The following is a 14,054-nucleotide window of genomic DNA, read 5'->3' as shown; positions in this document are numbered from 1 at the left end:
CCCGCGTCATGTGCAGGACGTGACTGTCGGGGTACGTGGTGGCCCTGAGAGGGGAGGGAACCCATGGATCTGCTGGCTACCACGACCATCCGCCGGCCGGTGTCCGACGTGTACGCCTTCTGGCGTCGTCTGGAGAACCTGCCGACGTTCATGGCCCATCTGCAGGAGGTGCGCGCCACCGGGGAGCGTACGAGTCACTGGACGGCGAGCGCGCCGTTCGACCGTAGCGTCGAGTGGGACGCGGAGATCACCGACGAGGTGCCCGACGAGCGCATCGGCTGGCGGTCCACCGGCGAGGCCGACGTGCCGAACACCGGCAAGGTGTGGTTCGTGCCGGCGCCCGACGGCGTGAGCACCGAGGTGCACGTGCTGCTCGTGTACGACATCCCGGGCGGCAAGCTCGGCCAGGCCGTCGCCCGGTACTTCGGCGAGGAGCCGCACCAGCAGCTCGACGACGACCTGCGCCGACTCAAGCAGGTCATGGAGACCGGCGAGGTGATGCGCTCGGACGGCGCACCGTGGGGCAAGCGCGCCCGCCGGGAGTTCCCGCAGCGGCCGGCGCAGCCGCTGTCGAGCGACGAACTGGCGAAGGGGGAGGCGGCATGAGGGCGAACACCTGGGCCGGCCGGAACAAGGTCGAGGTCCGCGATGTGCCGGACCCGAGCATCCTGAACCGGCGCGACGCGATCGTGAAGGTCACCTCGACCGCGATCTGCGGGTCCGACCTGCACCTGGTCGACGGGTACGTGCCGACCATGCAGGACGGTGACGTGCTGGGCCACGAGTTCATGGGCGAGGTGGTGGAGGTCGGCGCCGGCGTCGACCCGGGTCGGCTGCGGGTCGGCGACCGGGTCGTGGTGCCGTTCCCGATCGCCTGTGGCGCGTGCGCGGCGTGCGCCGCCGAGCTGTGGTCGTGCTGCGAGAACAGCAACCCCAACGCCGGGATCGCGGAGAAGATGTTCGGCCACCCGGTCGCCGGCATCTTCGGCTACTCCCACCTGACCGGCGGGTTCGCCGGCGGCCAGTCCGAGTACGTGCGGGTGCCGTTCGCCGACGTGGGGCCGCTGAAGATCGAGTCGGACCTGACCGACGAGCAGGTGCTGTTCCTGTCCGATATCCTGCCGACCGGCTACATGGGCGCCGAGATGTGCGACATCCAGCCCAGCGACGTCGTCGCCGTGTGGGGCGCCGGCCCGGTCGGGCAGTTCGCGATGGACAGTGCCCGCCTGCTCGGCGCGGCAACTGTCATCGCGATCGACAAGGAGCCGTACCGCCTGCGGATGGCCGAGCAGGCTGGGCACACCACGATCAACTTCGAGGAGGTGGACGTCCGCTCCCGGCTGTTGGAGCTGACCGGCGGACGCGGGCCGGACAAGTGCATCGACGCCGTCGGCATGGAGGCCAGCCACGGCAGCGCGCACCTGCACGCGTACGACCGGGTGAAGCAGGCCGTGCGGTCGGAGACCGAGCGGCCGCACGCGTTGCGCCAGGCGATCCTGTCCTGCCGCAGCGGTGGCACCGTGTCGGTCATCGGCGTGTACGGGGGCTTGCTCGACAAGTTCCCCTCCGGCGCGTGGATGAACCGGTCGCTGACCCTGCGCACCGGCCAGTGCCACGTCCAGCGCTACATGAAGCCGCTGCTGCGCCACGTCGAGAACGGCGAGCTGGACCCCACCCGGGTGATCACCCACACCCTGCCGCTCCAGGACGCGGCGCGCGGCTTCGACCTGTTCAAGAACAAGCAGGACGACTGCGAGAAGGTCGTGCTGAAGCCCTGACGGGTCGGTGCCGGCGCGGTCGCGAAGGGGCCTCGCCGGCACCGCCGCGCGGTCGACGTACGCCGTACGACCGCGTTGTTAGGATGGCCGCACCATGGCGAGTGAGCGCAAGGCGACCGCGGACCCGGCCCGCAGCCTGGCCATCCTCTGGCGCACCCGGGAACCGACCAGCCGCAGCGCCGGGCAGGGCCTCAGCGTCGACCGGATCGTGCGGGCCGCTATCGACATCGCCGACGCCGAGGGCCTGGACGCGTTGACCATGCGCCGGGTCGGTGAGGCGTTGGGTGTCGGCACCATGTCCGTCTACACCTACGTGCCGGGCAAGGCCGAACTCGTCGCCGTCATGATCGACACCGCGTACGGCGAGATGCCGCGTTCCGCGGTCGAGGGCGACTGGCGGGCCCGGTTGGAGCGGATCGCCCACGACAACCTGGCGCTCTACCAGCGCCACCCGTGGATGCTGCGGGCCGAGACGACCCGCCCGGTGCTCGGCCCGCACCTGGTGGCCAAGTACGACCACGAACTCGGCGCGGTCGCCGACATCGGGCTCACCGACATCGAGATGGACGCGGTGCTCACCCTCGTCCTGGGCCACGTGAAGAGTTCCGCGCGCGCCGCGTCCGAGGTGGTCGACCTGGAGCGGGAGACCGGCATGACCGACGGTCAGTGGTGGCAGTCGCACGCGCCCTGGCTGGAGACGTTCCTGACGGCCGACAGCTACCCCACCGCGTCCCGGGTCGGCACCGCTGCCGGCCAGCAGCACGGCGGGGCGTACGGCCCGGAGTACGCCTTCGAGTTCGGCCTGCAACGCGTCCTCGACGGCATCTCGGTGGTGGTCGCCGAGCGGGCGGCCAGCCGGTAGCTGCGACGGCCGGTGCTATCTGGCCGCCTCCGCCGAGACGGCGGCCCCGAGCCGGGCGAGGGCCCGGGCGGACGCGCTGCCCGGCTCGGCGTGGTAGACGACAAGCGACTGGGTGGTGCCGCTGATCGTGAGCTTCTCGTAGCGCAGCTCCAACTCGCCCACCCGCGGATGGTGGAACGCCCGGAGCCCGCCCCCGGCGCGGACTGTGACATCGTGACGCGCCCACAACCGCCGGAACAGCTCGCTGCCCGTCGTCAGCTCCGCGACCAGTTCGGTGAGCCGCGGATCGTCCACCTCGACCCCCACCTGTGCGCGCAGGCCGGCCACCGCGCTGGCGGCGACCGCCTCCGGCGCCGGATAGAGCGCCGGCACGTCCGGGCCCAGAAACACCGCGCGCAGCAGGTTCACCCCGACCCGGTAGATCGGCGCCAGGGCGGTCGCCATCGGGTTGGCGAAGAGCACGTCCAGGTGCCGGCCGTGCACGAAGGCGGGCGTTTGCGCCCACGAACCCACCAACTGGCGGATGCCCACCGGCACCCGCTCCGGGCGTCGTGCCGGTCGGCCGGTCGGCGCGTGCCCGCCGAGGCGGTGCAGGTGCGCCGTGGCCTCGGCGTCCAGCAGCAGTGCCCGGGCCAGCGCCTCGAGCACCTGGGCCGACGGACTGCGGTCCCGGCCCTGCTCCAACCGCAGGTAGTAGTCCGCGCTGATGCCGGCCAGCAGGGCCACCTCCTCGCGCCGGAGGCCGGGCACCCGCCGGCGGCCGTGTGCGGGCAACCCGACGTCACCCGGCCGGATCAGCTCACGCCGGGCACGCAGGTACTCGCCCAGCGGGCCGGCCGCGCTCACCAGCTCATCGTAGGAGCGCTCGCCGCCGCCCAACCTGGTCCTGCCACTACCAGGAAAACCGGTAACCCGGATATCGCCCGCCGGCCGGGTGACAGTGGGTCACGTAAGCGTGATCGAAAAGAGGGGACAGGATGACCGAGCGAATCACGACGCCATTCGGTTTCGCCTCGACCGCCGACGAGGTGCTCGCCGGAGTCGACCTGAGCGGCAAGCGGGCCGTCATCACCGGCGGCGCCGCCGGGATCGGCATCGAGACCGCCCGTTCGCTGGCCGCCGCCGGCGCCGAGGTGGTGCTCGCGGTCCGGCGGGTCACGGCCGGCGAGGAGGCCGCCCGGGACATCGCGGCCAGCATCGGCGCGGACCGGGTCACCGTCCGCGAGCTGGACGTGGCCGACCAGGATTCGGTACGCCGATTCGTCGCCGGCTGGGACGGGCCACTGCACATTCTGATCAACAACGCGGGGATCATGGCGCTGCCGGAGCTGGAGCGCACCGCCGAGGGCTGGGAGATGCAGTTCGCCACCAACTTCATGGGGCACTACGCGCTGACCGTCGGCCTGCACGACGCCCTCGCCGCCGCCGGTGGCGCCCGGGTCGTGTCGGTCAGCTCCAGCGGCAACCTCTTCTCGCCGGTGGTCTTCGACGACCTGCACTTCGCGTTCCGGCCGTACGACCCCCTGCTGGCGTACGGGCAGTCCAAGAGCGCCGAGGCCCTGCTCGCCGTCGAGGCCGACCGCCGCTGGTCCGGTGAGAACATCCACGCCAACGCGTTGAACCCCGGCGCCATCGCCACCGGGCTGCAGAAGCACACGGGCGGGCTGCGGACGCCGAAGGAGCGGCAGAAGACCCCGCAGCAGGGTGCCGCCACCTCGGTGCTGCTCGCCGCGTCCCCGCTGCTCGACGGCGTGGGCGGTCGGTACTTCGAGGACTGTGCCGAGGCCCCGGTCCGGACCGAGCGGCCCGCCGACTACAGCGGCGTGGCGGCGTACGCGGTCGACGCGGGCAACGCCGAGCGGCTCTGGGAGGTGGCCGCGAACCTCGTCGCCGACGGTGCCGCCGTCCGCCGGCCACGGCACGGGTAGCCGCAGCGATGCGCCAGCACAGCGACCAACCGCGACGCGACGACGTGGTGGAGTTGCGGGTGCACGGCGTGTCGGGGGCGAAACCCTCGGTCATCCTCGGCGCGGAGCGGGTACGCCAGGTCGCGGGCGACGCCCGAGGAGGCTTTCACCGCCGCGACGGGTCCGACGACGCCGACCCGACCGGGGTGACGCTCGAGGCGTACCGCTGGGGTGACCTGCCCTCGGGCACTGTGGCCCGGACGCTCGGCATGGTCTTCCTGCTGCCGTTCATGCTCAGCAACGCGGCGGTGTGGATGCGGCCCACCGGCAGCGGCGCCGCCGGGGTCACCGTGCTGTGCCGGCTCCTCGCGCTCAACCTCACAGTGGTGTACGTGGTGTCCATCGCCGGGGTCGCCCTCGACCTGCTCGCCTGGCGGTGTCTCGGTGCGGTGGCGTGTCGCGCGCCCTTCGACACCCTGGCCGGGCTCGACGACCGACCTGTCGGGCAGCGGCTCGCCGTGCTGGCGCTGCTGCCGATCTTTGCCGTCGCGTTCCTGCGACTGCTGGGAACCCGTCGCCCCGGCCCGGCCGGCAACCCACTGTGGGCGGTGGAGCCGCTGGTGGTGCGGCTGCGGGCGATCCACGTCGCCGCCGCGCTCGCCGTCCTCGACGTCCTGCTCCTCGTGGCCCGTCGCGGTGGCGGCGCGACGCCCGTGACGACGCTGCTGGTGACGCTCAGCGCGGCCGTCCTGGTGGTCTGTGTGGGCCTGCTCGCCGCCCCGGGGCTGATCGACCGGGCCGCGACAGCGCGGACGGCCACGGTGACCGCCCGCGCCACGGGCGTGCTGGCGGCGGGTCTGACCGTGGCGACCCTCGTGGCCGTCGGGAGCGACGAGCGCGGCTGGCCGTCCTCGGGCGGGCTCCCTGGCTACGACGCGATCGCCGGTGGCGCCCTGCTCGGCCAGATGGTCCTGCTGGTGGTGCTCAGCGGCGTGGTGCTGTGGCACCGCGGTCGGTCCAGGCTGCCGCGAGGGCTGGGCGCGGCGCTCATCGCGGCCATCGCGGTCGGTCTGGCCGGCGCGCTCTCCGCCGGTCTCGTCTACCTGACGGGGATCCTGCTCGGTGGCTACCGCGGCGACGGGGGGCCGCCGCTGCCGTACCGCTGGACGCTGCTTGCCTTCTTCCTGCACGTGGCCGCCGCGGTGCTGCTGTGTGGGGCGTTGACAGTCCTGTCGCGGCACCGCCGTCGCCGCGCGGCGGTGGCGATCACCGCCCGCGACTTTCCCGCGCCGCCGCCGGAGGCGGCCGGACAGGTGCGGCGGGTCACGAAGACCGTGGCCCGGGCGCGGTTCACCGAGTGGCTGGGCCTGCTGGCGGCCACGTACGCGGCTCTCGCGGTGGTCGGGCTGGCCACCAGTCTGCTCGGACAGTTCGGGCGTGAACCGGACGAGCTGGCGCGGCAGTCTCTCGGGCTGCCGGCCGGGATCGTCGGGATGGGGCTCGCGGGAGGCACCTACCTCCTCGCCGCGGTGCTCCTCGCGTTGCTGCTGGGTGGTGTCTTCGCCTACCGGACGGCGTGGTTCCGCCGGTACGTCGGGATCCTGTGGGACCTGGGCACCTTCTGGCCCCGGGCCGCCCACCCGTTCGCGCCCCCGAGCTACGCCGACCGGGCGGTGCCGGAGCTGACCGACCGGATCGTCCAGCTGACCGAGCGGCACGCCGGGGTGCTGCTGTGCGGGCACAGCCACGGCTCGGCGTTGCTGGCCCTCGCGGTGCTGCGGCTGCCCCCGGCCGCGCGTCGGCGCGTCGCTCTGCTCACCTACGGCTCGCCGCTGGGCCGCCTCTACGCCCGGCTCTTCCCGGCCTACCTCGACGACAAGACGCTGCGCGAGGTGGGGGAGCGGGTCGGGTGGCGGTGGCTCAACCTCTGGCGGGACACCGACCCGGTCGGCGGTTGGATCTTCGCGGCGCACCGGCCCGGCGATCCGCCGCCGGAAGCGGCCGATCCGGCCGGCCGCGTCGATCGGCGGCTGCGTGACCCGCAGGGCCTGCTGCCGTCACCGGGGCAGCGCCGGCCGCCACCGGTGCGCGGGCATCACCCGGGCGAGTCCGACCCCGAGTTCCGGGCGGCGGTACGCGAGCTCATCGGCCGGCTGCGCCCCACGGACGGCGAATGAGTCGTCAGCGAAACCCTTCACCGGTCCTCGGACAGTCGCTCGGACTCCGCGACCACCGCACGGATCTTGCGCAGGGTGGCGTCGGGGGCGTGCACGGCGGTCCGCCACCGGTCGAGCGTGCGGGTCAGCACCCGGACGACGAACTGCAACTGGTTGACCTGCTCGCGCAGCAGCCCCAGCTCCGATCGCGCGCTGATCGCCTCGCCCTCCAACTCGGTGATCCGCATCTGCAGGGGTTGCACGAGTGTCAGGGCGGCTTCCGTGAGCGTGTCGGCGGCGTCGGCCTTGAACTTGCCCCGCTGCGACACGACAGTGGCGATGGCGGCCAGACCTGTCGTACCGCCGAGGACGCCGAGCAGACTGAGCAGCACCTGAACCCAGTGCGGCGCTTCGGGTGTTGGTGCAGAGATCACGTGACACCTCCGACGACCCGTCGGTGAGCCTCGCACTGGTGGCCGTAGGCCAGGCAGCGCAGGTCGACGGCGATCAGGGCGGCCCGCCAGAAGGCGCCCAGCGGCAGGGCACTGACCAACGAGGCCGCCACGAGGCCCTGCGGACCGGTCACCGCCACCAGTGCCACCGTGTACATGCCGGTGATGGTGCCGAGCACCAGCACGGCCGCGAACTCGATGCCGAGGCCGGTGGAGAGTCGACCGGGCCACAGGATGCCCAGCAGGCCGCCCACGCCGACCACGATCAGTGCGACCTCCCAGCCGAGCTGGATGGGCTCCGGCATGGACAGTTGGACCGACGGTGATCGGATGTCGAGCACGAGCAGCAGGAATCCACAGATGGGCGTCGTGACCAGGGCGGCCACCTCGAACGGCTGGCTCTTGGCCCGGGAGCGGGGATGTCCCACGGCGACTCCTTGGTCGAGACCGGGACCGTTGTCCCGCCACCGGCCGACGTCGTGTCAGGTCGCGCGTACGAACCGGTTCGCGGGCTGCGGTCTTGGGGACGGTCGATGGGCGACTCGCCGTCGTTGGCTGCCGGTATCTGCCTGTGTAGCACCGGTGACCGGTTCTCGTCCACCTGGTGTAACGTCGCCTTTCCGCAGGTCAGAGCTGTTGTCCGGAGCTGGTTGGCCGCCTCCGCGCGAGGGGCCGCCGGAATGCCGGCGACCCCGCGCGGTCGGGACGGAGAGTGTCGGATATCTTACCGTCGGTAAGGTGGTCGTCCGCTCCGGCGGATCACCGCAGGAGCAGATCGCGCAGCGCCCGGACCACCACCGCCGGCGCCTCCTCCGCCATGAAGTGGCCCCAGTTGACCGTCTGGTGCTCCAGGTTCGGAGCCCAGGCCCGCCACACCCCCGCCGCGTCGTAGCCGAGCGCGGCGCCCCAGTCCTGCTGGAGCACCGTCACCGGCATCCGCAGCAGGTTGCCGGCCGCCCGGTCGGCCGTGTCGTGAGCGACATCGATGCCGGCCGAAGCCCGGTAGTCGGCGACGATCGAGGTGACCGCGTTGCGGGACGCCCGCAGGTAAGCCGCACGCACCTCGCCCGGCAGCGCGTCCGGGTCGCGGGTCCAGACGTCGAGGAAGTGACCGAAGAACGCGTCCGGGCTGGCGCCGATCAGCTCCTCGGGCAGGCCCGGCGGCTGCGCCATGAGGTACAGGTGGAAGGCGACCGCGGCGCTGACGCCGTGCAGCACGTCCCACGTGTCCAGGGTGGGCACCACGTCGAGCAGGGCGAGGTGGCTGATCGCCTCCGGGTGGTCCAGGCCGGCGCGGAACGCGACCAGGGCGCCCCGGTCGTGCCCGGCCAGGGCGAAGCGCCCATGACCGAGCGCGCCGGCCAGCGCCACGACGTCGGCGGCCATGGTCCGCTTGGCGTACGCCGTGCCGTCGTCGTCCACGGGCTTGTCGCTGTCGCCGTAGCCACGCAGGTCGGGGCAGATGACCGTGTGGTCGGCGGCCAGGTCGGCCGCCACGTGCCGCCACATGAGGTGGGTCTGCGGGAAACCGTGCAACAGCACGATCGGTGGCCCGGAACCACCCACGGCGGCGGTGAGCGTCACGCCGTCGGCGACGGTGACGCGCTGGTAGTCGAATCCCTTGATCCTCGGCTGCACGGGAAACCTTCCTGATGAGCGGGGCCGGCGGGCGGGACGCCCGTCGCCGTCGTACGTCATCGAGGCTGCCCGGCAGTGATCAGCGGACGGTCAGCGCCGGATCAGTGCGCGCCGGCACGGCCGCCTAGATTGGTGCCATGACCAGGCAACCGACGCCACCGGTGGAGGTGACGTTCGGCGTGCTCGGCCCGGTGACCGCCACCAGCGCGGGCGGCCCGGTCCCGCTGCGGGGACACCGGCAGCGCCTGGTGCTGGCCCGGTTGCTGATCGCCCACGGTCGCATGGTGCCGGTGGAACGCCTCGTCGACGACCTGTGGGAGGTCCCACCGGACGGCGCGGTGGGCGCGATCCGCACCTTCGTCGCCGACCTGCGCCGGGCGTTGGAGCCCGACCGGCCACCCCGGCAGCCACCCCGCCTCCTGGTCACCGAACCCCCGGGGTACGCGCTGCGCGCCAGCCCGGAATCGGCGGACGCCTACCGCTTCGAGGCGGCCGTCGGCGAGGCGGGACAGCTGCTGACCGGGGACCTGCCCGCGCCGGCACTGACCGCGCTGGACGCGGCGCTCGGGCTGTGGCGGGGCCCCGCGTACGCGGACGCCGCGGGCGCGCTCTGGGCCGCCGCGGAGACCAACCGGTTGAACGAGCTGCGGATGCTCGCGGTGGAGCGGCGGGCCGAGGCGCTGCTCGCGCTGGATCGTCCGGACGAGGTCGCCGCCGACCTGCCCGCCCACCTCGCCAGCCATCCGCTGCGGGAGGACGCCTGGCGGCTGCTCGCGCTGGCCCGGTACCGCGCCGGCCGCCAGGGCGAGGCGCTGGCCGCGCTGCGCGAGGCCCGTGCCGTCCTGGTGGCTGAGCTGGGTCTGGACCCGGGGCCCGAGCTGCGCCGGCTGGAGGCCGACATCCTGGCCCAGGCGCCACACCTGACCCGAGCCCCCGCCGTGGCCGTCCCGGACCGGGCCGGACCCGTTCGGGACGGTGGCTCGAAAACGGCGCCGCACCGACCGTTCGTCGGGCGGGACGTGGAGCTGGAGCGGCTGCGGCACGCCGCCCAGGTCGCCACCCGGTCCGGCCGGCCCACGCTCGCCCTGCTCAGTGGGGAGCCGGGCGCCGGCAAGACCGCAGTGGCCGAGGCGCTGACCCGGCAGCTCGCCGCGCAGGGCTGGACCACGGCGTGGGGCCGCAGTCCCGAGTACGAGGGCGCTCCAGCCGCCTGGCCGTGGACCCAGATCACCGACACGCTCACCGAGCCGTCCGGGGCTGCTGAGCCGCCGGGGGCGGGTGAGCCGGTGGACGACGGCGGCGCGACGGCCGGGACCGGTGGCGCGGATGACCCCGCCGTGGCCCGGTTCCGACGGCACCGCGCGGTGGCGTCGGTGGTCTCCGCCGCCGCCGGCCGAGGGCCCGTCCTGCTGGTCCTGGACGACCTGCACCGCGCCGACGGCGACACGCTGGACCTGCTCACCGCCCTGGTCACCGGGCCGCAGCCGGCCACCGGGCCGGTGCTGGTCCTGGGCACCTACCGGGCCACCGAGATCAGCCCGGAGCTGACCGCAGCCCTGGCCCGGGCCGCCGCGCTCGAACCGGTGCGCGTGTATCTCGGCGGCCTGTCTCCCGAGGCGACCGGCGAGCTGGCCCGCACCCTCGCCGCACGGGAGCTGGACCCGCCCACCGTCGGGCTGATCCATCACCGCAGCGGCGGCAACCCGTTCTTCGTCCGCGAGCTGGCCCAGCTGTACGCCGGTGCGGGCGGCGCGGCGCTGGCGGCGGTGCCGCCCGGGGTGCGTGACGTCATCCGGCACCGCCTCGCACAGCTGCCCCCGCCGACCCGCACCGTGCTGCGGCAGGCGGCGGTGCTCGGCCGGGACGTCGACCCCGCGCTGCTCGGCGCGCTGACCGGCGACCCGGCGGAGCTGCTGGACGCCGTGGACCGCGCGTTGCAGGCCGGGTTCCTGACCGAGCGGGAGCCCGACGGGCGACTGCGGTTCACCCACATCCTCGTCCGCGACACCCTCTACGCGGACCTGTCCGCGGCGCGTCGCGCGGCCTGGCACGCCGCCGTGGCCGAGGCGTTGCAGCGGCGCCAGCCCGTCGACCCCGCCACGATCGCCCACCACCTGCTGCGCGCCGGCGGCCCCGCCGCCGCCCACCGGGCCGCGGGCTACGCCCGGACCGCCGCCGAGCAGGCCGAACGCGCCGGCAACCCGCACGAGGCGGCCCGGCTGTGGGCGCAGGTCGTCGACGCGTACGACCGGGCCGGGGGGACCGAGCGGCGCGAACGGTTGAACGCGGTGCTGGGCCTGGGGCGGGCTCTGGCGGTGACCGGCCGGTTGGCCGAGGCGCGCGGCCACCGCGCCGAGGCGATCGCCGACGCCGAGGCGGTCGGTGACCCCCGGCTGACGGCGGAGGTGCTGGCCGGTTTCGACGTGCCCGCCATCTGGACCCGCAACGACGACGACAGGCTCTCGGCGCGGATCGTCCGTGCCGCCGAGAACGCCCTGATCGGCCTCGGCCCGACCGGCTCGGCGCAGCGCAGCCGGCTGCTGAGCACGCTCGCGCTGGAGCTGCGCGGCACCACAGGTGAGCGGGGCAGCCAGGCCGCCGCCGAGGCCGAACGGATCGCCCGGACCGTCGCCGACCCCGGGTTGCTCGCCTTCGCGCTGAACGCGCGGTTCATGCACACGTTCCACCGCGTCGGGCTGGCCGCCGAGCGGGCCCGGATCGGCGCGGAACTAATCGACGTGGCCGCCGCGCGCCAGTTGGTGACCTTCGAGGTGCTGGGTCACCTCATCGGAGTCCAGTCGTGCTGCGCGCGAGCCGACCGGACCGGCGCGGACCAGCACGCCCGCGCCGCCGACCGCCTCGCCCAGCGGTACGAGCTGCCGCTGGTCGGCGTCTTCACCGGCTGGTACGCCGCGCTGCGCCGGGCGTTGGGCGGCGACCGGGAGGCGGCGGCGACCGCGTACCGGGCGGCCGCCGAACGGCTCCCCGCCGACGCCATGCCGGGCTTCGCCCACGGACTGCTGCCACTCGCCCTGCTCGGTCTGCGCCTGGCCGACGCCGTCAGCGCCGACCCGCTGGCGTCCACGGGCGCGGGCCGAACGGGCCAGGACCAACCGGCCTTCGGGCCGGTGAGTCAGCGGCCGATCCCCGGGCCGGACGACGAGGACTGGGCGGGCCTGGACTGGGGACCGCACGAGCCGTGGGTCCGCCCGCTGCTGCTCGCGGCCGAGGGGGACCGCGACGCCGCCCGAGCGGCCCTGCGGGCCCTCCCGGACGGGCCGCACGACCTGCTGCGGGAGGTACGGCTGTGCCTCACCGCCCGGGGCGCCCTCGCCGTCGGCGACCGGCCCACCATGGAGCGCGTCGCCGCCGCGCTCGGCCCGGCGGCCGGCGAACTGGCCGCCGGCAGCGGGGTGCTCACCGTCGGCCCGGTGGCCGGGCACCTCGCCGACCTGGCCACCGCGCTCGGCCGCGACGAGGAAGCCGCCCGACACCGTCGTACCGCCCGCCTGCTCACCGCGCGCCTCCGTACCGCCGACCCGAGCTGACCCGGCCGGGCGCGTGCCCCGCGCCCGGCGACTTGCCCGTTCCTGTGGAACCGGCAACCGGGGTGCGATCAGATGGAACAACCGGCGTTCGTCGTCGGCCGGGGATCGAGGGGGTACGCCGTGCAGGTGCTCGTCCTGATCGTGGTGCTGGGCGTCACCGTCCTGGTCGGCACCACCCTCGGCGGCCGGTACCGGGTGGCGCCACCGGTGTTGCTGATCGGGTTCGGGGTGCTGCTCGGGCTGGCGCCGCCGCTGTCCGAGGTGACCCTGGAGCCGGACCTGGTGCTGTTGATCTTCCTGCCCGCGATCCTCTACCGGGAGAGTCTCACCATCAGCCTGCGCGAGATCCGGGCCAACCTGCCGGTGATCGGGCTGCTCGCCGTGGTGCTCGTGGTGCTCACCATGGTCACGGTGTCCCTGACCGCGCAGGCGTTCGGCGTGAACCCCGCGGCCGCCTGGGTGCTCGGCGCGGTCCTCGCGCCGACCGACGCCGCCGCGGTCACCGGCCTGGCCAAGCGCCTGCCCCGCAAGCTGCTCACCACCCTGCACGCGGAGAGCCTGATCAACGACGGCAGCGCCCTGGTGATCTTCGCGGTGGCCGTCGGCCTGCTCACCCAGAGCGAGAGGCCGGGGGTGCTGGGCATCGGCGAGGAGTTCGTCGGGGCCGGCGTCGGTGGAGTGGTAGCCGGCCTGCTGGTGGGCACCGCCGTGGTGCTGATCCGCAAGCGGCTCGACGACCCGCTGCGCGAGGGGGCGCTGAGTGTGCTGACGCCGTTCGCGGCGTTCCTGCTCGCCGACTCGGTGCACGCCAGCGGTGTGCTGGCCGTCGTGGTGGCCGGCCTGGTGCTGGCGTACGCCGGTCCACGGGTGATCCGCGCCCGGTCCCGGGTGCTGGCGTACGCGTTCTGGGACCTGTCCACGTTCCTCATCAACGGTGGCCTGTTCGTGCTGCTCGGCACGCAGATCCCCCGCGCGGTGCGGGGCATCTCCAGCACCTCGCCGGGCCGGGCACTGGCGATCGTGCTGGTGGTCACCCCGGTCGTCGTCGCCACCCGGCTGCTGTTCGTCTACCTGACGGCCGAGTCGGCGAAGCTGCGCCGCCGCCGGATGATGGATCACGACCAGCCGGCGTCCGACTGGCGGGTGGGGACCGTGGCCGGCTGGGCCGGTTTCCGGGGCGCCGTGTCGCTCGCCGCCGCGCTGGCAGTTCCGACGATGACGGCCGCCGGCACACCGGTGGCCGAGCGCGACCTGATCATCTTCGTCACCGCGCTGGTCATCGTCCTGATCATGCTCGTGCAGGGCACCACCCTGCCGCTGGTGGTGCGCTGGGCGGGGCTGACCGGCGACCCCGAACGCGTCGACGAGGCCCGGCAGGCCCGCCAGCGCGCCACCCAGGCCGGCCTGGAGGCGCTGCCCCGGGTCGCCGCCGAGATCGGCGTCGAGGGGGAGACGGTGAGCCGGCTGCAGGCCGAGTACCAGCGGCACCTGGAGGACTTCAACGACAGCGGTGGGCGTACCGCCGAGGAACGCCGGCTGGACCAGCGCCTGCGCCTCGGCGTCCTCGCCCACAAGCGGCGGGAGCTGACCCGGCTGCGCGACAACCGGGAGATCGACGACCTGGTGCTCCAGGAGCTCCAGGCCGCCCTGGACAACGAGGAGATCCGGCTGCTGGGGCGGGGGCCCAGCGAGTGACACCGGCCGGCGCCGGCG

At 74.1% G+C, this 14,054-nt stretch carries 11 protein-coding genes; 7 read left to right on the top strand and 4 right to left on the bottom strand.

Annotated features, from left to right (window positions below; all coding sequences use genetic code 11):
- Positions 1–63: 63 nt before the first annotated feature.
- The 3 genes from AB0B39_RS13585 (at position 64) to AB0B39_RS13575 (ending at position 2,640) form a co-directional block, all read left to right on the top strand.
- Positions 64–606 (top strand): SRPBCC family protein, encoded by a 543-nt coding sequence (locus tag AB0B39_RS13585; RefSeq protein ID WP_357495161.1) that lies wholly within the window; start codon positions 64–66, stop codon positions 604–606.
- Positions 603–1,778 (top strand): zinc-dependent alcohol dehydrogenase, encoded by a 1,176-nt coding sequence (locus AB0B39_RS13580; protein ID WP_357495159.1) that lies wholly within the window; start codon positions 603–605, stop codon positions 1,776–1,778. The genes AB0B39_RS13585 and AB0B39_RS13580 overlap by 4 nt, the downstream gene beginning before the upstream one ends.
- 94 nt (positions 1,779–1,872) lie before the next feature.
- Positions 1,873–2,640: a TetR/AcrR family transcriptional regulator gene (locus AB0B39_RS13575; RefSeq protein ID WP_357495157.1), complete on the top strand. Its 768-nt coding sequence runs from the start codon at positions 1,873–1,875 to the stop codon at positions 2,638–2,640.
- A 15-nt stretch (positions 2,641–2,655) separates the two neighbouring features.
- On the opposite strand, the gene AB0B39_RS13570 is transcribed toward AB0B39_RS13575, so the two are convergent.
- Positions 2,656–3,486, bottom strand: coding sequence for a helix-turn-helix transcriptional regulator (locus tag AB0B39_RS13570; RefSeq protein WP_357574448.1), 831 nt, complete (start codon positions 3,484–3,486; stop codon positions 2,656–2,658).
- A gap of 131 nt (positions 3,487–3,617) precedes the next feature.
- On the opposite strand from AB0B39_RS13570, the gene AB0B39_RS13565 reads away from it, so the two are divergent.
- A complete protein-coding gene (locus tag AB0B39_RS13565; RefSeq protein WP_357574447.1) occupies positions 3,618–4,568 on the top strand; it encodes an SDR family NAD(P)-dependent oxidoreductase in 951 nt (316 codons plus the stop codon).
- Positions 4,569–4,576: 8 nt separating this feature from the next.
- Entirely contained in the window at positions 4,577–6,724 is a 2,148-nt protein-coding gene (locus tag AB0B39_RS13560; RefSeq protein WP_357574446.1) for a hypothetical protein, read from the top strand.
- A gap of 17 nt (positions 6,725–6,741) precedes the next feature.
- Here AB0B39_RS13560 and AB0B39_RS13555 read toward each other — a convergent pair whose 3' ends face one another.
- The 3 genes from AB0B39_RS13555 to AB0B39_RS13545 form a co-directional block, all read right to left on the bottom strand.
- Positions 6,742–7,137 (bottom strand): hypothetical protein, encoded by a 396-nt coding sequence (locus AB0B39_RS13555; RefSeq protein WP_357495153.1) that lies wholly within the window; start codon positions 7,135–7,137, stop codon positions 6,742–6,744.
- Positions 7,134–7,583, bottom strand: a complete 450-nt coding sequence (locus AB0B39_RS13550) for a hypothetical protein (RefSeq protein WP_234582242.1) — start codon at positions 7,581–7,583, stop codon at positions 7,134–7,136. Before AB0B39_RS13550 ends, AB0B39_RS13555 begins: the two co-directional genes overlap by 4 nt.
- Positions 7,584–7,914: 331 nt before the next feature.
- Positions 7,915–8,793, bottom strand: coding sequence for an alpha/beta hydrolase (locus tag AB0B39_RS13545; protein WP_357574445.1), 879 nt, complete (start codon positions 8,791–8,793; stop codon positions 7,915–7,917).
- Between the two features lie 137 nt (positions 8,794–8,930).
- Between AB0B39_RS13545 and AB0B39_RS13540 the strand changes: the two genes are divergently transcribed.
- Together AB0B39_RS13540 and AB0B39_RS13535 are read left to right on the top strand one after the other, a co-directional pair.
- The gene (locus tag AB0B39_RS13540) at positions 8,931–12,341 is read left to right on the top strand and encodes a BTAD domain-containing putative transcriptional regulator (protein WP_357574444.1); all 3,411 of its coding nucleotides are present in this window, start codon (positions 8,931–8,933) and stop codon (positions 12,339–12,341) included.
- A 72-nt stretch (positions 12,342–12,413) separates the two neighbouring features.
- Positions 12,414–14,036 (top strand): Na+/H+ antiporter, encoded by a 1,623-nt coding sequence (locus tag AB0B39_RS13535; protein WP_357495148.1) that lies wholly within the window; start codon positions 12,414–12,416, stop codon positions 14,034–14,036.
- Positions 14,037–14,054: the final 18 nt, after the last annotated feature.

Origin of the sequence: Micromonospora sp. NPDC049114 (assembly GCF_040648635.1) — a bacterium.
Taxonomy (GTDB): domain Bacteria; phylum Actinomycetota; class Actinomycetes; order Mycobacteriales; family Micromonosporaceae; genus Micromonospora.
The sequence above is the reverse complement of the archived record's forward strand: the minus strand, read 5'-3'. Positions and strand labels throughout refer to the sequence as shown.